The following is a 21,103-nucleotide window of genomic DNA, read 5'->3' on the forward strand; positions in this document are numbered from 1 at the left end:
CCGTTGCTGTTCCGGTAACTGTCTGTGTTGCCGTATTTGAAGGTGTCGAAGTTTTTGTTGTGGTTTGTGTTACAGTTTCTGTTGAAGTCTGCGTGGCTGTCTGCGTTATTGTACCAGTAACAGTCTGTGTTGCAGTTCCCGTTGATGTCTTCGTGGCTGTGCCTGTTGCAGTTCCGGTAACTGTCTGTGTTGCCGTATTTGAAGGCGTAGAAGTTTTTGTTGTTGTTTGTGTTACAGTTTCCGTTGAAGTCTGCGTGGCTGTCTGTGTTATTGTACCTGTACTAGTCTGCGTTGCAGTTCCCGTTATTGTCGGCGTGGGCGACTGTACTTCTCCCGTACCATATTCATCCGCCCCAATATCCCACACTCCAGCACGCGTTTTCATATCAATATCGTCATTTAACGCAAACAGAATGTCGCCTGAAAGGTTTACGCCAAAATCTATGGCTTCAGTATCAAGCGCTGACAGATGCAAATCTTTTCCCGCAAGATCCACAAAAGAAACAGTTCTGTTTGTTTTTGAACCTGCGCCGGGAGCTGTCGAATCAGAGGATATATTTGCGGTTGACGCTATATTAAACAGGCCATAAAAATCATCGCTGTCGTTATCAACGCTTATATTATTCTTTGCAAAAGCAGGTACTGAACCCATATTATCAACACCGCTATAACAGCCCTGAACCGTATTATTATATAAAACATAAGTTCCTGCTTCAACGCCTCCGGCCAGTCCTGAAGATGACGGGTTTCCATTTACACCATAAATAATATTATTCCAAACCATAACATTTCCGCCAAAAGTAGAATAACAATAAAGACCCCAGTTAAATGAATATGATGACGCAGGGTCTCCCCATAGAATACAGTGAGAAACGCGTATATCTGTATTTGACGAAGGATAAATAACCAGCGCGCCCTGGAACGTGCTGCTCATCGAAGAGAAACTCACCTGCAGCCCTTCAATACGCACATGATTTACAGGCATGTAAATGGACGCCTGACCTGTACCAGACAGCCTGTAGCCCGTGCCCCATTTTCCCAAATGGCGCTGGCTTGCGCCTACATCTGATAACAGATAAGGGGTAAAAATACGCAGATAATTCTGCGGACCTGAATTCCAACCGGTAAAATTTGCGGACAAAGTATCAACCGCATCGTCATAACACGCAAAATGCCATTCTTCATTAAATGCAACCATATCCCTGTTGCCCGTATCAAAAATTCTCACCGCGCTGTTTATGCCGCTATTTTCTATGCCTGTTTCCGCATTTGCAAGCGATGTGTAAGCGCGGTATATTGCCCAATCCTGATCAGGCGCTGTGGTATTTGCCGCACTGCCCCCTGAAGAATTTCTTACACTATAACTGACAGAATTTATTCTTTCTGTTATAAACGCAATAGAATCTATCATACCGTTATTATCCGCATCGTATTGAACAGCATCACCTACGCCTATATTTAGAGGAAGTGAAGCCGTAAAATTGGCGATAGAACCCATTATGGTCATATTATTTCCGCTGCCCGTGGCAAGCGGTGTTGTATTGCCCGGCCCCACAGAACGGTAAATAACAGAAGCTTCAACAGCCGTACTGGTGATGGTTGCTGTTGCTGTTGCTGTTAAAGTTTGTGTAACAGTAAATGATGGTTTCATTGTGGGTGTATCCGTCGGAGTATCTACACCACCAGCCGCACAGCTGTCAATGTATTTCCACAGTGTCATGTCATTATTTAAAGATACGTTTCTGCTTTCACCCGCAACCAAAATGCTTCCATCAGCGCCTACAACCAGATTCATGCCATGGTCATTTCCGCTGCCGCCCGCCGCGTTGCCGCTTATTAAAATACCGTCATCGTCAAAATCAGTATCAAGAACCCCTGCAGTTGTAAGCCGCCATAATATCATATCGTTATCAGTCCCGTTTGTGCCGTAACCTGATACAACAACTCTGCCTGATGCGTCAAGTTTGATGCCCGCGCCGTAGTCATTGCCAATGCCTCCGGCTGCGCTGCCATGTGTAAATACTCCCGGAACCGGCGATGCCGGGTTGAATGAATTATCCAGGCTTCCATTATTAAGATATTTACATACAATCATGTCATAGTTTATGGAGGCATCAGGGAGCACATCTGTCATACCCGTCACATAAATATTGCCGACACCGTCAGTTACAATACTATATCCATAGTCAGTTCCAATGCCCGGCCCGTCAAGCGTAACGATGCCCGGTATTACGCCTCCCGGATTAAAGGAAGTATCAAGCGTACCGTTTGTGTTGTAACGCCATATTGCCAAATCAGCATTTCCGTCAGGGTTATAACTGTAACCTGTCACCACTATTTTATTATTTATATCAATTGTGACCGCGAAAGCCTGATCTGATGAATTTCCGCCTGCCGCATTATGATGCACAACAATCCCCGGTATGGCGCCGCCGCTGTTAAAAGAAGTATCAAGGGTTCCGTCAAGGTTATACCGCCAGATAACCATGTCGGAATTCCACGAACTATTAAAACTGTTTCCCACCACAATAATCTTTCCGGAATTATCCACGACAACTCCATAGGCTGAATCCGCGCTGTTGCCGCCGGCAGCATTATGGTGTGTGACAATCCCCGGTATTGCGCCGCTGTTATTAAATGTGGTATCTAAAATTCCACCCGGCGTGTAACACCAAAGCGCCATATCATTTCCTGCAGCAGCCATACTATAACCTGCCACAAATACCCTTCCGCCTGAATCAAGCGCCACTGCCCTGCCGTAATCCGCGTCAGAACCGCCGGCCGCATTATCATGAGTTGAATATCCAAACCCGGGATTAAAAGAGGTGTCAATAAGGCCGTTTGAATTATATTTCCATACCGCCATGTCAACGTTCGTTCCGTTGTATGACACACCTGCCGCGTAAATACTGTCAGATTTAATTTCTATTCCATACGCAGTATCGCTTCCAAAACCGCCCGCAGCATTGTCATGCGTAACTATTCCCGGTGTTGCACCCGCATTGTTAAATGCCGTATCAAGTCCGACTATACACCCGCCGCTTTCTGTTGTTCCAAGTGGCCCTTCATACTGAAGCAATGACACATCTTCCGGCGAACCCTGCTGTGCCCATACCGTAACAGGCCGCATATCAGCGCGCAGTGCAAGCGAAGGCGAGTAAGAATGCGGAGCATTCTGCGATATATTGCGGGATTCAAGCCCGCTGCCGTCAGCGTCCACCCATCCCATATTAAACCGTTTAATATAATTAACTTCAAAGTTGCCGGTGTCATTGCACACGAACGAGATGTGCGGCCTGCCGGACGGCTCTACAGCAAGCGACGGAGTGATGCACTCGCCGGTGTAAGATGCTGCGGCAATGGATTCAACCCCGTTGCCATCCACGTCAACCCAAGCCGAGCCGTTAAACCACAGGTAATTGATCTGATAAAAAGTCCCGTTATCCTCCTGCCATGCCGCATGCGGCCTGCCAAAACTGTCTACAGCAATAGACGGCTTCATAGAATCATAAGGCGGCGTGTTTGAAACATTAATCGGGGTGCTCCATACAGAACCGTTATAAAAGGCATAATGCACTTCCATGAACCCGCCTGCATTACTCTCATAAACCACATGTATGTTTCCTGTATTTTTGTCAAAAGCTGCGGAAGGGTACTGCGACAGCACTGTGTCGTTTGATATATTAACAGCCGTCCCCCAGGAAGTGCCGTTCCAGCGTTTCATATAAATATCATAGTCTCCGTCATTATCGTCTGTCCAGAAAATGACGGGGTATCCGCTGTTATCTATTACTATTGAAGGATAACCGGAATTACCCGCGTTGTTAGAAACATTTCCGCCGCCTAAACCCTGCCAGGCCGAACCATTCCAGTAATAACAGTAAATTTCCGAAGGCAAAGCGCCTTCCTGCCAGGCAATATAAGGAGTGCCCGTACCGTCAACCGCAAGCGCCGGAATGTTGCTTGGGTCAACCGTATTTGAAACATTTATATTCCCCCGTATGTTCCATGCCGTTCCATTCCAGTATTTATAAAATATATCTGTGTTACCGGGAGTGTCGTCGCGCCATGCGGCATGGTAATATCCGTTGTTATCAATAGCAAGCGAACGCGGCATGGTATATGACACGCCCGCGTTTATTTCTATCTTTTCCGATTCCCTTGCTGTCCCGTCCGCGTCCACCCATCCGGTATCAACAGTATTTATAGGGGTAACCGTAACTGTAATAGTTATTGTATTTGTAAGAGTCGTCGTCGGTGTCGGTGTAAATGTAAAAGTGGGCGCAGCTGCAGGCCCGATATATCTTAACCTTACAAGCGCGTCGTAATTAAGATAATTAGTGTAGGAAATGTTATTGTTTGTGGAAAATCCGGCATAGCCCGCTTCTCCCTGAAAGGTTGCTTTTTGCATGTCTGCTGAACCTGACAAAGTCTGCCCCGCAATCACATGCCAGCGGTTTGTGGACGGGCTGTTATGCGAGCAGAATAATACTTTATATATCTTCCCTTCTTCAAGAATATACTGAGCTGCAAGATCCGCTTCAACCCATGTACCGCTTATCGCAACAGGCGCATTGCTTGTCCCGGCAAGAACACCGCTTGTTATTGTAACCTTTGCGGCTTCATCATAAATATAATAGTCAAGCGTCCCGCCGGGCGCCGCGGTTGACGCGTACACAAACGCCCCAATTTTATCAACTTTCCATCCGTTTGGCCCCGGTACAAATACCTGCATGGCAAAACGGTCATCGCTTACATCACCTGCCGTACTGTTATTATGGACAGCAAGCGCTACGTTCGCGTGATAAGGGTTTCCACGCACGGTTCCGTCTGAATATTTCAGCGCCATAATCGGATGTGTTGAATCGGGATTCCATCCAAGCCCAAGATTTGAAAAAGCAAGAAATTTAGAGTCATAGAAATTATCCGTGGGCCATATCCGCCAGCCCGGTGTATTTCCTTCTTCCCATTCGGAATATTTAGAGCCGTTTGGATTTCCACTTGGTTCTATCACAACAAAATAATCTCCCGGATTAAGCGTGTAATTTGTAACAGGGCATGCAATCCACCCTGCCGCTGCCGGGGTAATAAAGCCCGATGTAAGATATATTCCCGAAGGCAAATCGCCTGCTGCCGCCTGTATGCCCACTTTGTACTGCGGCGATGCACTTACAGCATTAACATATGTGTAAACAGAAGTTATTATTTTTGATTCCGGCTGCGTAAAGCGCATTGCAATACGCTTACCTGTTGCATCAAGGCGGGAAAGCCTTGAACTTTCCGCGGCTGACCTGTGCCCCACCCATTTATGCTGCGGGCAGTACGATGCTTTTACTGTGTATCCGTTGGTATTTGATGTACCTGCAGGAAACACGGCAGGAAATGGCCCTTCACTGAAAGCCGAAATATATCCCGGTACATTCATAGTAGTGTCATAATTAAGCATTGAATCGCCCGCGTCGGATAATTGTACCGCTATCCAGTAATAACCTTTTTGAAGACTGTACTGCGTATTAAGCGGTGTACTGTTCCAGCCTGCAGCGCATGCCTGCGGTGCACCCTGAAATAAAAGGCTTCCCGGCGCTCCGGCAGAATCCGAATAAAGCGCCAGCCTTATTGTTCCGCCTGATGACGAATAAATATAAGCGGATAATTCATTTATAAAACCATCTTCATGCAGCTGATAACGGCTTGCTGCAATATATGCTCCGTTTAAATCCACATCAATCAAGCCGGTGGAACACGCGCCAAAAAATTGCATGTCAGAACAGGCATAAACAGTCGGAGTATAAGTCGGTGTGAATGTAAAAGTGGGCAAGTTTGTGGCCGTTGGCTGAACTATCGGGCCGGAATACCATACGTCATTCGGATATGTGCCGGTGTTACCTGATATTGCCCACATGCTGTCATTAAAAACGCACGCGGCAGGGGCAAACCTTCCCGAAAAATTGGCGGCAGCGGTTTTTTGCGTCCAGACAGAACCATTTTCTGAATACCAGACATCATTAAAAAACGAAGCGCCAAGACCCGCGTAAACCCACATTTTCATCCCTGTGCCGTCATCAAAAGCAACGGCGCACAATCCCCTGCGTTCTTCAAAAGGCGCGGCAGCGGTTTCCTGCGTCCATACAATTCCGTCAGGGCTGCTCCACACGTCATTAAGTGTCGCCGCGTTATTTCCGCCTATTACATACATTTTTCCATTATACACAACCGCTTCATGCTGCCATCTTCCCGAAAACTGGGCGTTTCTTGTAGCAGCTGTCCAGTCAACTCCGTTTGTTGAATACCACGCATCATTAAGAAACGCGCTGGAATTATCGCGGCCGCCTATTATCCACATCTTATTGTCAAAGACCAGCGCTTTTGCAGAGCCCCTTGCCGGAAAACCCGCCGCTGCAGTTTCCTGAACCCAAGAGGAACCGTTAACAGAACTCCACACGTCATCATCATAAGGCCCTGTCACTCCGGTCATAACCCACATTTTTCCATTATATACAACACCTGTATGATATGCCCTTGGAAAAGTAAACGCGGCGTTTGTTTCCTGTGTCCAGTTTATTCCGTTTGAACTGCTCCACACATCATTTTTAGCCGCGGCATCAGTTCCGGCAATCAGATACATTTTTCCGTTATGAGGAAGAAGCACCGCTCCCGCCCTTCCGCTGAACTGCGCGTTACCGGTTGCAAGTATCCAGTCCGCACCCGCGTTAGGCGTTGATACAGGATTGTATTGAAGTTTAAAAAGAATATCCGCTTCATTATATATGGACCATGTTCCGCCGCCGTTTCCGGAAAAAACCGCTTTTTGATTCAGGCCCTGATAATTTATACCATCATGAATAGGATCTGCAACAAGACTGTAATTTTCCGGCATATTTATTTCATAATAATCCGCGCTTCCTGTCCCTGTGTTCTGAGAATGAAAAGTCAGCCTGTATGTTTTTCCCGCAATAAGCGTAACCGCAGGAAAGCCCGCGGTCTTCCACTGATAAGCTGCAGTTACATCCCCGGGGTTTGCAAGTACGCCTGACGCTTCATCAAAACCGTCAGTTATATTTTTAATGGTATAAGACACCGGATCTGTTGGATTTCCCGCCTTTCTTAAATAACACACAACTTCATTTATTACGGTATCAGCGGTAAGGTTTGATATGTCCTCGCCATATATTTTATCATCCGAAGTTGAAGCGGAATTATTTCCGTGAATGTATGCAGTAAAAATATTAAAGTCGTATGGATTTCCAAAATGTTTTCCGCCTGTGTCTTCAATTTCAAAAAGAGGCATTCCATTATATGACGCCCATGATGTACCATTAAAAAACAGCACATCCGCATCCGCGTCATAGTACTGATTAAGGGGAAAAACTTTGTGGTTTGGCGTTGTATATGAAAACTGGTATCCCCCAACCTGCAGGACAGATGCTTCAACCACAATATGATAGATGTTTCCGGCATTTAAAGTATACGCGGGAACTTCAAAAGTATTCCAGTAATTCGCGGCTGCAGTAGGTGTGCTGCTTGTAAGATACCCTGCCAGCGGTTTTCCAAAACCGTCATCCGCTTTAATACCAACCACAAAAGTGGATGTTGCTCCGCCCTTATAACCTGTAAGCCTGATACTCTGCGCCTGAATGTCATAAGGCGCCTTAAATTTATAGCTTAATTTATATGATGCATTTGTAAAAAATACTTTTTCCAGAGTTTCTACAGAACTGACGTTAGACAAAATAACGGGCGGTGTCGGTGTAGGCGTCGGCGCTTCGCCTTCGCAGTACTGCGCGTAAATAGACCACTGCGTGTCATCGTAATTTGTCGCGGCAAATACGGCCGGAAAGCTTCCAAAAACATAACCCGTCCTGTATCCTTCACTGACTGAACCTATAGAATAATTATTGTCAATTTGCACTCCGGTTTCCGCCTGAAACGCAAGCCAGTAATCTCCGGGCGTAATATTAATTTCAGGCACAGGAACCGCATTCCATCCTAAAGCCGCATTATATAAAGCTGATTGTGTTAAAAGATTTTCCGGCCCGCCTATACCGCCGTTTAAAGACTGGTTGTTGGAATACAGCGCCGCACGTAAACCTGTATTTACCGACATGGCGGCAACGTTAATATTAATTGTATTTACAGTTCCGGTTACACCCATTTTATATTTTGTGGAATTTAAAGACGCGCCGTCGGACGCCCACGGATTTGAATACCCTTTGGTGGTCTTTCCAAAAGTCCCCTGAACACATCCCGCGTCCCCCTGCACAAGGCTGTAAACAAGGTCAGTGTCATCATAGAAAGTAAACGAAGCCCCGCCGTTGGAATCAATAATAAAATTATTCTGCGTGCCGCCAAAAGTCTGCGACAAAAATAAAGTTTCCGTCCTTGGATAACAGCTGTTTGTCAGCACTTCATATTCATTTAAACTTGAAGAAATCCCGTCAGCGTAAAGATAAATTCTGTATGTCTTTCCGGTTTCAAAAGTAACAGGTGTAAACAGCGCCCTTTTCCAGGCGTAAGAGGTTGAAACATCAGTCTGATCAGCAAGAATACCATCGGCTAAAACAATGCTGTTTGTAACATTTATAATTCTATACTTTAATGGTTCCCCAGGATTTCCATATCTTCTTACATAAAATTCAACACCGGTTATCTGTGTGGCGGGCGGCGCCCATACTATTTCTTCGCCCGCAACGCTGTCATCGGTTGTAACACCGCTTGTGCCCGAAGCGTGTACGGAGTAATAGTACGGATACATATATGGATTGCCAAATTCCGTGGTGCCGGATTCATCTATCAAAAATATCGGCATACCTCCTTCGCCAAAGTTTGCAGGCTGCCATGTGCCGTTGTATTCCAGCACCTGGGCATTGCCGTCATATTCCTGATTTTTAGGAAATAGTTTTTGATTAGGATATGAATACGCAAGATTATTATATACCGAAGCTGTTGCATCGCTGCTTCTGATGACAATGTGATATATCTGCCCTTTTGTCAGCGCAACCGTTGTAATGTTCACCTGCGTCCAGTCATTCGCATTAAGGGAAGTTATTGTGCTTCCGTTTAAATAAGTGCCGCTTGGCACGCCGTTAGAATCTGTCTGAATTCCAATTTCGTAGCTGGCATTGCCGGATTTTGTTCCGCAGTAAACCCACAAAGAACTTGTGGTCATATTGAGAGATGCCGTGAAACGGCAGCTTAATCTTTTAGTTGATGAATTCAATGAAACATATCTGTTGCTATCTTCGGAAATATACCTGTTTCCAAGAAGCACGGGTTCTGCTTTTATGGAAACCGGCACAGTAATAGACACAAGTATTAATAGTATAATTTGTGTTATTTTTACCGCTGCCCTCTTCAAACTCTTTTTCCCCGCAACAAATCTGAAATCATTTTTTCCCCTGTTTTAAAATATTCTCATCCGTTATAAATTTTTAAACTTCCGCTTTTTTAATTGCAGCTTCCACCACTTTATTTCTTACAGTTACAGAAACTGCTTTCGGATACCCCGCCTCTATTATCATAAGTTTCTTGTTTATCGCAGCCGCTGCTTTCTTATAATTTTCCACGCCCGTGCCTGTCTTTATCGCTTTAAGCCTCATCGCCAGAAGTTCCATCATTGCGCTGAATGCTTTTTCAATGTTTTCATTGCCAAACTGCTGAATATTTTTAATGAATCTCTCAAAATCGACAGAACCGTCTTCTTTTAATCTGCCGTCGCTGTCCCAGTTGGTGTTTTTCATTACAGGGTGCATAAGCGCTATTTTTTCCAGGGAACGCAGCATCATATTATTTACCGCTTTTTCACTTATAGATGACATTAATATATTTCTAAGTTCCGCCGATATTTCTTCATACATTTTTATCATAGCGGCTTTTTCTGTTTCACCGTAAAAACCAAAGCCGGAAACAGGCTGCGCGGCTTCTGTCTGCTTCGCAAACTCTTTTTCAAGTTCCTTTGCCCGCTTCATAAAATCATCAGTGTTGTTTTCCTGCACATACGGCTGTTCTAAAATTGCTGCAGGTTTTTCTTTTTCTGCCGGCATAACTGCTGCCGCAGGCTTTGCAGGTTCAATTACCTGCATGACAGACCCAAAAATTTCCTGTATATCTTCCAGGCTTAAATGATTATCTGTTTCCACTTTTATACCCGCCCGTTTTTATCAATTACCTTTTTTGCGTTTACAATACTGTCTATTACTCCGCCTTCTATGCACCATGCGATATATGCTGAAATATTCTCGGTTTCATCAGGTGTTAAATTTATCACGCAGTCAATAAGCGCCTTATTTCCCGCGCCTATGAGGGATGCAAAAGTAAGCCCTGCGCCGCGGTACCCCGCGGCAATGGAAATAACCTGTTTTAAATTCTGTTCAATTATTTCGGGCCTCATTTTCTCCCTTTTCTTTTCATCGGCACAGGCTGCATACTTTACGCAAAGTTCTTCCAGCTTATACACCGGTATTTTTTTTACTGCGTTTATAGCCAGCAGGTAGTCCTTTAACTTTGTATCTTGCGGGCAAAAAATTCTATTTTTCATAAAACACTCCCCCTTTTTTTACCGCTTTCTTTTTCTATTATTTTCATAAGGATGTTCATATTAACCTTTTTATCTTCCATTATTCCGGGATGCTCTTTTAAAAATTTACCAAATGTCGGTAATGATACCTTCATGTAAGCCGCACCTTCTTTTTTGCTTCTTAAGGTATTCATTAAAGCACCTTCCTTATTATACAATCCGCCCATTATCTGTAGCAATTACCATGCCCTTTTTTACCCTATAATTTAAAGGCAATAATAACTGTATTTTCACAATGTGAAAATATTTAGCCTGTTTTTTGACTGTTTGTTTGTTTTTTGACAGGTTCTTAATAGTCTGGAATTGTACTTCTAATGGCAGGTAATATATATGCAGCATCTATCCATAAATATTCTTTTCCATTTCTATCAGTTTTACCACCTGTTCTTTTACTATGTCTATGTCTATGCGGTCCTGTTCCTCTTCATTTGTTTCAGACAGCACCCGCAGGGAACATGACGCAAGCACATTTAACGAATAAAATCCCGCAAAGTATTCCATTACTTCCGGCCTTAGTTTATGCTCTTTAAAATTCTTTCTATACTCCGCGTAAAACTTTTCGAAATCAGGCAGCCGCGTCATAAACCATAAATCACCTTCCGGCGGTCCAAAAAAAGAAAATTCCCAGTCAAAAAAATGCAAATGATTATTTTTATCGGCAAGTATGTTCCAGCCGTGCAGGTCGCCGTGGCAGAATACTACCGGCCCTTTTAAATTTTTCATCATAGGCGCAAGTTTTTTTATCCTGTCCATATACCCGCCGCACCTGTTTTCAAAACCATCCAGCACTATCTTTAACACCCCGCACGACGTGGTGTCCCCGCTGTGGCGCGATATTTTAATGACAGACTTTAATCTGCTTTCAAGCCCCGGAATATCCGAATATATTTTTTCAAAATCCGGTTTTTCATTCCACTCAGCGCTGGCAGCATGATAACGCCCCATATCCTGCGCAAGGTTCATTGACATCTTTAAATCAAGTTTACGCAGGTCACCTATAGGCACGCCGCTTATAAAGTCATAAATCATAACAGTCATGGAATTAAAGGTCATTTTCATCGCACCGCTTTTGGTAATGTATGGGACATTAATGTCGGTGATATTTCCTTCATTTTTAAGCTTATAGATAAGGGGCAGGTATCTTTTCGATAGGGCGGATGCTTTTTTTCCTTCTTTTGAATTATCATATATTTTTATGAAATATGTCTTTTTATCGCTTCCCGCCGCTTTATAATTATGGCTTACAGCGCCTTCAGGAATCAGTTCAGGAGGTTTAATTTGAATGCCGTATTCTTTAAACACGGCTTCCGCAAACTGTTTTTTGTTAAATTTAAGTTCTGCCTGCATCGTTACCTTCCGCCCGCAGAAGCCGGCAGTGCTTCCAGCTTCTTTTTTATCTGTGTCATTTCTTTTATTTTTTCATTTACGGTGTCTGTATTTGCCGTATTAGACACTATGCCCGCTTTTTTTGCTTCAACTATAATATTTTTTTCGTCATTAAGAATAATAAGCCGTTGTTCCGCCTGCATCATTTTTTTCGCGTAATATTCCCTGACATCATCTTTAGAATCCCTGCTATCACCCGCAGCAAGGCCATAATTTACATCAAGTTCAAACACATCCTTAAAATTAATAACTTTATCAGACCAAACACGCCTTTGCACAAAAATAGCCGCAGCGTCAGGGCATTTCTCTTTAAGGCAGTCCCTGAACCTGCGGTTATGCTCTTCCAGAACAAGTGCATTGTAGGTAAAATAATCGTCTTTTGTTTCCCTTATTTTTTGTTCCGCCTCTTCAATTTTAAACGCGGTTTTATTTCCTCTTACCAGAAAATACCACAGGAAAAAGTCCCTGATAACCCCTTTTTTTTGCCCTTTAAGGTGGTTAATTGTTTCTGTGATGGAGGTGTTCTTTATTTCAAGTTTGGATAGCTTTTTTTCAATACTTTCAACTTTCTTTCCGCATTCATCCGCTTTAACCGCAAAATTGTCATCCGCCACGGCAATAACCGCAACTGCCGAGAACATCAGCGCCATAATCCACATCATAATTACTTTCATGTTATTCTCCGTTTTTCAGCATTCATTATCATGATTTTTTTGTCTTGGTCGCCGCGGGCTTCAGCCCGAGGCAGTTAAATACAAAACATACATCTAAACAACGCGCCCTAAAGGGACGCGGCTACCAAACATATAATACAAACCCCGAGACATAATATATTGTATCTCTACATTAAAACCATTAATTCCTACTCAATCCCTAATTTTTTTATCTTCGCCAGAAGCGTGGTCCTGTTCATTCCCAGAATCTCCGCGGCTTTTGCCTTATTCCCGCCGCTCTTTGTCAAAGCCCCGTTTATCTTCTGCCTTTCAAAAGCTTCAACTTCATTTTCAAGCCCGGCGCGGATTTCTTTTGCCGTATTGGACCTTATTTCGTACGGAAGGTCTTCCGGGGCAATCACTTCGTTATTACAGGTCACAAGAATCCTTTGAATAAGGTTTTCCAGTTCCCTGACATTTCCCGGGAAATCATATTTCATTAAAATATCAAGCGCGGCTTTTGAAATTGCTTTAACTCTATATCCGCCGAATTCGGCGTATTTTTTTATAAAATATGAAACCAGTTCCGGGATGTCCTCTTTTCTGTCGCGCAGCGCGGGCACGTGTATTTCCATCACATTAAGCCTGTAATAAAGGTCTTCCCTGAAAACCCCGTCCGCTACCGCCTGTTTTAAATCCCTGTTTGTGGCGGCAATTACCCTGGCATCTGACCTTATGGTTTTTTCGCTGCCCACCCTTTCAAATTCCATGTTCTGCAGAACGCGCAGCAGTTTTACCTGCATTTCAGGGGCAAGCTCCGCAATCTCATCCAGAAATATTGTCCCCTTATCCGCAAGTTCAAACCGCCCTTTTTTCATGTACATAGCGTCTGTAAACGCCCCTTTTTCGTGTCCAAATAATTCAGACTCCAGCACTCCCGGCGCCAGCGCCGCGCAGTTTACCTTTACAAGCGCGCCTTCTGTCCCGCGCCTGCTTCTTTTGTGTATCTCTTCCGCTATCAGTTCCTTGCCGGTGCCGGATTCGCCTGTTAATAATATTATTACTTCTTTGTCCGCTACTTTTGCCGCAAGGTCAACTGCCTCTTTTATCTTCGCGGAATTTCCCACAATAACCCTTGAAGTGATTTTTTTAAAATTCCTGTTTTCTTCTTTAAGCGCGCGCTGGCTCATTATCTTGGCGGTAAGCACCCTCATCTGTTCTATGGAAAACGGCTTGGTGATAAAATCAGATGCCCCTTTTTTCATCGCCTTTACCGCGGTATCCACAGTGCCGTACGCGGTCATAATAATCACTTCAGTATCAGGGCTGGTATTTTTTACGGCTTCAAGGACGGCCATACCGTCCGCTTCAGGAAGTTTTAAGTCTGTTATCACAAGGTCAAATGATTTTTCTTTTATTATGGAGAACGCCTCTTCAGCGGAAGCTGCCGCAATTATTTCATTGCCCCTGTCGGATATGGCCTCTGCCACTATTTCCCGCAGGCCGTCATTATCTTCAACTATAAGGATTGAATTCATCTGCTTTTCTTTCCTCCGCTTTAATTTAACTTATTGTATCACGCAGTGCTTTTCTTACCAACGAATAACCTGAACTCTGTGCCTTTACCTTCTTCAGAATATACTTTAATATCCCCGCCGTGCGCTTCGTGTATTATTTTATAGGCAATGGGAAGCCCAAGCCCGTGCCCTTCTTTTCTGCCGGTAAAAAACGGCTGAAAAATCTTTCTTATAATTTCCTCTTTTATCCCTGCGCCGTTATCTTTTACCGAGATAAACACCTGCCCATTTTCTTCTCCGGCGGATATTAATATTTCTTTTTTATCCTTATCAAGCGCCTGATAAGCGTTAAGCACAATATTATAGAGCGCTTTTTTAATAAGATAGGTATCCACATTAGCGCGCAGCCCTGCGCCGGCGCCTGTTATTTTAACCGCCGCCTGTACCTGCATTGGCATTTCAAAAACTGCTTCTTCCAGAAGTTTATCCATGTCAGCGTCCTGTTTATCCGCTGTAAAATCCTTAGTATAGGACAGAAAGTTATTTATAAATTCGCTCATCTTTAATGTGTTTTTTACAATGTCGGCAGAGTATTTTTTAATTTTTTCATCCTGCGCTTTTTCGTTTATCAGCTCCGCGTACCCCAAAAGCACGCCAAGCGAATTGCGTATCTCATGCGCAACGCCGGCTGAAAATTCACCCACATCCGCCATCTTATCCCTTTTTTCCATGTACTGTTTTACTTCCACCCTCATATTTTCCATGGCATCCGCAAGCACCTTAATTTCCGCCCCGCCTTTGGTCTCTATCTTTTCGGAAAAATCCCTTTTTGAAAGTTTTTCCGCTTTTTCTTTCAGCCTGCGCAGCGGCACGGTAATTCCCGAAGAGATAATAAACGCAAGTATAAAAGCCGCGGCAATGGCAAGCGCCCCGATTACGATAAGAAAAATTCTGTATCTGGAAACATACTGCAGGTATTCAACGCTGGCTTCCACGCCCACCACGCCTGCAATTTTGTTTTCATTTTTTACCGGAACATATCCGGTTTTAAAGTATTCTCCGCCCTTTCCCGCGTAAAGGCGGGAAGACGCTGCAGCTCCCGACAGCGCTTTATCAATTTCATATTTATCCATTTTTACAAAGAACTTGCCGTCATTTTCAATTGTGGAAATGGTAATTTTACCGGCTGCCGGTTCAATTATGAAAATATCTTTAACTTTAAGAATTTCCCTGAGGTTTATAAGTTTTGCAAGATAACCGGCATAAACTTTTCCTTTAAGCCCAATATGCACAATGTCTTCAGGGTGTATATCCGCCGCTATCACCCTTCCCGCGGATAAAAGCCTGTTTTCCATCTCGCTTTCAATATTCCCCAGGATAAAATTATATGTAATGATGCCGAACACGCTTATAATAAGCGCCGCGGAAAGCAGAAAATACATAAATACTTTTACCCTGATCGTCCTGGCCATCATCCATCCCCGATTTTTGTGCCTTATTACATTCTGCCCTTTTTAAGCCCTATGCCGCCGGATGCTTTATCCTTTTATAAAACAGAATAAACATTTCGCATCCAAGAAAAACCACAAGGCATCCGATAACAGTTGTCACAATATCCGGATATTTGCCGGAAAAACCCGTTTGTGACAGGTGCTTTAAAAGTATGCCGCAGTAAGCCCACATTAACACAAACCCGTAAGCCATATCCATGCGCTTTATCATAGTAACAGCGCCTATCAGCATTCCCGTTGCCAATACAGCCATGGTCCAAACTGATTCCGGATATCCAAAACCATCCCATTTAAGGCTTACAAGAAGCACGGTCATGTTGGCAATTGTGGCAACAGTTATCCACCCGAAATACACGCTGAAAGGCAGCCTGATAAAAACTTTTTCCCTTTTTGTAAGGCTTTCTTTATGGATGATACCGTTTATTTTAATAAGGCATACAAGAATTACAGCCATAAGAATCATTGAAAGTATTATGTACTTATAGTGCCAGGAAAAAATCCAGGCCGCATTTGCCAGGCAAGATGTCGCAAAAAGGCCGCCCACTTTTCCAAACAGGGCGCTTCTGTCGGTATCCTTAGGCTGAAAAACCCCAAACTGATATACGGTATAAAGCAAAAGCAGCAGATATATCAAACCCCATATGGCAAATGTAATGCCGGCAGGTGCGAAAAGGTTTTTATAGGAATCAGACACTGCACCTGTATTAAGCCCGTTTATCGGAAGCGCGTTTGCAAGGTAATTTACCCCCACCATAATTATAAAAGTTAAAGCCACCCATATTTTTCCTTTAATGCCCCATTTTACTGTCTCCATTTGTTCTCCTTTACTTTTTGCACAAAATTTAAAACCGCCCTAATACCCTATTTTATTACTTAAACGCGGAATTATCCACAAAAACTTGTATTAAATACGTGTATTAAAAGAAACATAATTCTGGCTTCCTTGACAATGGTTGTTTTTTCATATAACATTATCTTCATAAGGGATGTTAATTTTCAGCATGGGAGGTCTTAATAAATGGGATTATTTGGAAACATCTTATCAAAGCTTGGACTTGGCAAGAAACCTGCGGCTGCAGCAGCAGCGGTATCACAGGTTGATGTGGTTGCAAAACTGGAAGCCCTGGCAAAAGCAAGCAAGGAAAAACTTGACTGGAAGGTTTCTATAGTTGACCTTCTTAAACTTCTTGGCCTTGACAGCAGCATTGGGGCAAGAAAAGACATGGCAACCGAACTTGGCTGCCCGGCAGAAAAAATGGCGGATTCAGCACAGATGAATATGTGGCTGCATAAAACCGTCCTTCAGAAAATAGCAGAAAACGGCGGAAACATACCTTCCAAATTCACAAAATAAGCCTTATCAATATAAAGAGCCCGTATCTGCCTCAGGCGGATACGGGCTTTTTTTTTATTTTAAATTCTTAATAATTTCTGCCTTCTGCTTCTTGTTTAAAAACTTTGCTTTTTCGTCATTTGATTCCACCGCTTTTAGCAGTTCTTCCTTTGTACCGAACACCGTATATATCTCCCTTTTAGTTTTCTCGCCAATGCCGGGGATATCGTCAAAAACAGATTTGATTAATTTTTTATCTGACAGCGTCATCTGATATGTTATGGCAAACCTGTGCGCTTCATCACGCACGCGCATTAACACAAACCGCGCCGCGTCCGACAGGGCAATACCTTCGTTTTTCCCGGGGAAAAAAACAAGTTCTTCCCTTTTGGCAAGGCCTATAACAGACACATCTTCCGCGCCCACCATTAACAGCGCCTCTTTTGCCGCGTTCACCTGGCCAATTCCGCCGTCTATCAGTATTAAATCCGGAAAATTAATGTTCTCCTGAATCATTTTTCCGTACCTGCGCATGACCACTTCACGCATGGAATCAAAATCATCTATCTTATGAACCGTTTTTATTTTATACCTTCTGTAATTTTTTTTGTCCGGCACGCCGTTGCTGAATACCACACAGGACGCCACCGTGTTTTCGCCGTGCAGGTGGGAAATATCAAGACCGTCAATCACCTGCGGCATTTTTTCAAGTTTTAATTCGGTCTTTAAAGCTTCAAGCTGTTTTAAGAACTCGCCGCTTGATTTATGTCTGCTCTCTTTTGTTTTTTCATCCTGCTTTATCTTTTCGTGTATGTTCTCTGCGGCCATGGATAAAAGGGAATCCCGCACCCTTTCGGAGAGTTTTATTTTTTTACCGGAAAATACCCCGTTAATAAGCACTTCAGTATCCGCCGCCCCTTTTCTTATGACAATTTCTTCCGGCAGCATCCTGCCCGCGGAATAATACTGCGCCAGATATGTTTCAAAAGCATTGTCAGATTTGGCGGCATTTTCAAACACATCGGTTTTTTTATTAATCAGCCTCCCGCGCCTTATGTTAAGCACGCAGAACCAGTAAGTTCCGTTCTGATATGCAAAATCAAAGACATCACATTCAGTTTTTTCAAGCCCCACCACTTTCTGCTGAATGGATATTTCGTCTATTGCCTTAATGGCGTCGCGCGCCTCTGCCGCCTGTTCATACTTCTGAGCGGCGGAATATTGCGACATTAATACGCTTAATTTTTCCTTAACCGCATCATAATCACCGTTTAAAAAATCAATAACCTCTTTTATCATGCCGGCATATTCGGCATCAGTTACGTGCCTAATGCACGGCGCAAGGCAGACGCCTGAATCGTAAAATACGCACGGTCTTTTAAGCGGTTTTTCATCAAACGAATATGTGCACTGCCTTGCCTTAAAAATACTGTATATGGCGCGCACCACCCTTTTGGTTTCAAGGGCGTAATACGGTCCAAAATACAGGGCGTTTTTATCATCCGTCATCCTTGTGACATAAACACCCGGATATTTTTCTTTTGTGACTTTAATATAAGGATATGATTTGTCATCCTTTAACAGGATGTTATATTTGGGTTTGTATTCTTTAATAAGGGAGTTTTCAAGAAGAAAAGCTTCCAGTTCGTTTTTTGTAACCACATAGTCCATATCTATAACAAGAGACGCCATTATCTGTGTCTTTAAATCTTTCTTGGAGCCTCCAAAATATGACCCCACCCTGTCACGCAGGACTTTTGCTTTTCCTATATAAATAGTATCCCCGGCTGCGTTTTTAAAAATATAAACACCGGGTTTTTGTGGTAATGCCTTTAATTTGTCTTTATCCATGTGGATATTATAACATATAAGAAATGAGGGACGGAAGGTCGGATGCACAGAGGGACAGTAAAATATAAACCCGATGTTCGGAAGGTCGGATGCACAGAGGGACAGTAACTACTAAATAAACCTTCTGACCCTCTGTCCTTTTAACCTTCCGTCCCTCTGTGCATCCGTCCCTCTGTTTTATAGTGTATACTTACTATGGAAGATGAAATAAGGAGGTGAGGGTTATGGCAACGGCAAAGAATCCAAAAGTGAAAGCAATTCCTTTTTATCCGCACACCAGATATGAAGCAAAAAAAATGCACCCGTGGGAAAAGTTTACCCCGGAACACGCACGTGACATGCATGTAATTCATAACACCGACAAACACCACAACAAGAGCGGGTGGAGGAATTATTAGAACAGCAGATGATTGGATGCTTGGAAGGTTAGAGGCTTGGTAAAAATAATAAAAGATTAATACATAAACATTTTATAAAACAAAGGTTTGATTATAGAATTTGGGTTATTTTTGCAGGTTTTTAACTAAGTTGCCAAGCATCTAAACATCTAAGCATCTATGCGTCCCTCTGTTCTTACTGCACTTTCTCCATCTGAACTTTTTTCCCTTTAACCGTGCTTTCTTTTATTTTTCGGATTACCGTATCAACTATTTCATGTTCAAGCTCTATATATGTATGTGAAGCGCGTATCTCCACCTTGCCTATCTTATCAGCCGAAACACCGGCCAGGTCTTCTATTGCGTCAATTATGTCATGAACTTCAACACTGTCATCACTGCCAACATTTATAAAAACAGTATCTGTCGCAATGCCTGTTTTTTCCGGCAGTCTTGCCATTTCCGTCCTGTTATGATTAAGGTCATCTTCCCTCTTGTCAGTCAAAGACGCAATTTTTAAAAGCGCGGCTGCAACTTCTTTAAGGCTGTAATTTTTCTGCAGCAGTTTTTCTATTTCAGCAGTCTGCCTTTCAAGATTGCCCGCGGCAAGTTCTTCACGCAGCCTGTCCATTACCCTGACGGTTTTGACATCCGTAGATTCATCAAACGTGGGAACTTTATCACAGCGCACCTGTACATTGGCATACTGCTCTATTTCATAAATTTTATTTCTTTCAGCGGCGTAAATAAAAGTCAGGGCTTTGCCCTTTTTGCCCGCCCTTCCTGTCCTGCCTATCCTGTGCACATAATATTCAATATCCTGCGGAATATGATAATTAATAACCGCGTCCAGCCCTTTTATATCAAGCCCGCGCGCCGCCACATCTGTTGCCACAAGAATTTCTGTTTTTCCTTTTTTAAAACGCTCCATTACTTTTTCACGCTGCTGCTGCGTCTTGTCGCCGTGCAGCCCTTCGGTGGTATAACCCATAAGCTTTAAACGCTCCGTCACGCTGTCCACTTTATGCTTTGTATTGCAGAACATTAGCACGTTATTAAATTCAAAAGAGTCCAGCACCCGGCCTATAGCGTCAAGCTTGGCGCCGCGTTTTACTTCATAATAGCACTGGTCTATTCCGTCGGCGGTAAGCACTTCTTTTACCACCGTGATATATTTGGGGTCGTTCTGATACCGTTTTGTAAGTTTTAATATCGGTTCCGGCATTGTGGCTGAAAACAGGGCAGTCTGCCTGTCTCTTGGAATCTTTTCAAGGATAAGGGATATGTCTTCAATGAAACCCATGTTAAGCATTTCATCCGCTTCATCAAGCACAACAATTTTCACGGTGCTTAAATCAATGTTACCTCTGTTTATATGGTCAATAAGCCTTCCGGGCGTGCACACAATCACCTGCGCGCCGTATTTTAACTGCCTTATCTGTCGGTCTATGGGCTGTCCGCCATAAATAGGAATGACTTTAATGCCTTTGACGTATTTGGAAAATTTTATTATCTGTTCAGCCACCTGCACGCAAAGTTCCCTTGTCGGGCACATGACCAGCGCCTGCGTAAGGTTGGAATTAAGGTCTATTTTTTCAATGATTGGAATTCCAAAAGCCGCGGTTTTTCCGGTGCCTGTCTGCGCCTGCCCGATAACATCAAGGCCTTTCATCATGTCAGGAATAGCAAGCGACTGTATCTGGGTGGCCTCTTCAAAACCCATTTCCTGGGCTGCTTTTTTTACCTCTTTGGAAATTTCCAGGTCGCTGAATCTGATTGTCTTCAAAATGTCTCCTTTTTGAATCTTATCCCTTTATTATAAGCCTAAAAAGAAGGACATTCAACAGATTAAATAATAGGGCATAAAGAATCCGAGGGACAGATGCACAGATGGTCAGATGT

The 21,103-nt window shown here is 43.4% G+C and carries 12 protein-coding genes; 1 reads left to right on the forward strand and 11 read right to left on the reverse strand.

The features are described 5' to 3' along the window. The 9 genes from CVV21_08835 to CVV21_08875 form a co-directional block, all read right to left on the reverse strand. Positions 1–9,355, reverse strand: a 9,355-nt coding sequence (locus CVV21_08835) for a hypothetical protein (protein PKL91307.1), incomplete at its 3' end; no start/stop codon positions are given. A gap of 73 nt (positions 9,356–9,428) precedes the next feature. Continuing rightward, on the reverse strand, positions 9,429–10,136 hold the full coding sequence (locus CVV21_08840) for a hypothetical protein (GenBank protein ID PKL91308.1): 708 nt from the start codon (positions 10,134–10,136) through the stop codon (positions 9,429–9,431). Between the two features lie 2 nt (positions 10,137–10,138). After that, positions 10,139–10,534, reverse strand: coding sequence for a hypothetical protein (locus tag CVV21_08845; GenBank protein PKL91309.1), 396 nt, complete (start codon positions 10,532–10,534; stop codon positions 10,139–10,141). A gap of 189 nt (positions 10,535–10,723) precedes the next feature. Continuing rightward, positions 10,724–10,912, reverse strand: a complete 189-nt coding sequence (locus tag CVV21_08850) for a hypothetical protein (GenBank protein ID PKL91310.1) — start codon at positions 10,910–10,912, stop codon at positions 10,724–10,726. Next, on the reverse strand, positions 10,913–11,920 hold the full coding sequence (locus tag CVV21_08855; protein ID PKL91311.1) for a hypothetical protein: 1,008 nt from the start codon (positions 11,918–11,920) through the stop codon (positions 10,913–10,915). Between the two features lie 2 nt (positions 11,921–11,922). Next, positions 11,923–12,633 (reverse strand): hypothetical protein, encoded by a 711-nt coding sequence (locus CVV21_08860; protein PKL91312.1) that lies wholly within the window; start codon positions 12,631–12,633, stop codon positions 11,923–11,925. A gap of 188 nt (positions 12,634–12,821) precedes the next feature. After that, on the reverse strand, positions 12,822–14,150 hold the full coding sequence (locus tag CVV21_08865; protein PKL91313.1) for a hypothetical protein: 1,329 nt from the start codon (positions 14,148–14,150) through the stop codon (positions 12,822–12,824). A gap of 38 nt (positions 14,151–14,188) precedes the next feature. After that, positions 14,189–15,604: a hypothetical protein gene (locus CVV21_08870; GenBank protein PKL91314.1), complete on the reverse strand. Its 1,416-nt coding sequence runs from the start codon at positions 15,602–15,604 to the stop codon at positions 14,189–14,191. A gap of 46 nt (positions 15,605–15,650) precedes the next feature. Then, positions 15,651–16,454 carry a lantibiotic ABC transporter permease gene (locus CVV21_08875; GenBank protein PKL91315.1) on the reverse strand — a complete coding sequence of 268 codons (804 nt, stop codon included), beginning with the start codon at positions 16,452–16,454 and terminating at the stop codon, positions 15,651–15,653. Positions 16,455–16,658: 204 nt separating this feature from the next. Here CVV21_08875 and CVV21_08880 point away from each other — a divergent pair, with 204 nt between their 5' ends. Next, complete coding sequence (locus CVV21_08880) at positions 16,659–16,994, forward strand: oxidoreductase (GenBank protein PKL91316.1); 336 nt, start codon at positions 16,659–16,661, stop codon at positions 16,992–16,994. Positions 16,995–17,048: 54 nt separating this feature from the next. On the opposite strand, the gene CVV21_08885 is transcribed toward CVV21_08880, so the two are convergent. Beyond that, positions 17,049–18,824 (reverse strand): excinuclease ABC subunit C, encoded by a 1,776-nt coding sequence (locus tag CVV21_08885; protein ID PKL91317.1) that lies wholly within the window; start codon positions 18,822–18,824, stop codon positions 17,049–17,051. Positions 18,825–19,397: 573 nt separating this feature from the next. After that, the gene (locus CVV21_08890; protein PKL91318.1) at positions 19,398–20,987 is read right to left on the reverse strand and encodes an ATP-dependent RNA helicase; all 1,590 of its coding nucleotides are present in this window, start codon (positions 20,985–20,987) and stop codon (positions 19,398–19,400) included. Positions 20,988–21,103: the final 116 nt, after the last annotated feature.

The sequence above is a fragment of the Candidatus Goldiibacteriota bacterium HGW-Goldbacteria-1 genome, assembly GCA_002839855.1.
Taxonomy (GTDB): domain Bacteria; phylum Oederibacteriota; class PGYV01; order PGYV01; family PGYV01; genus PGYV01.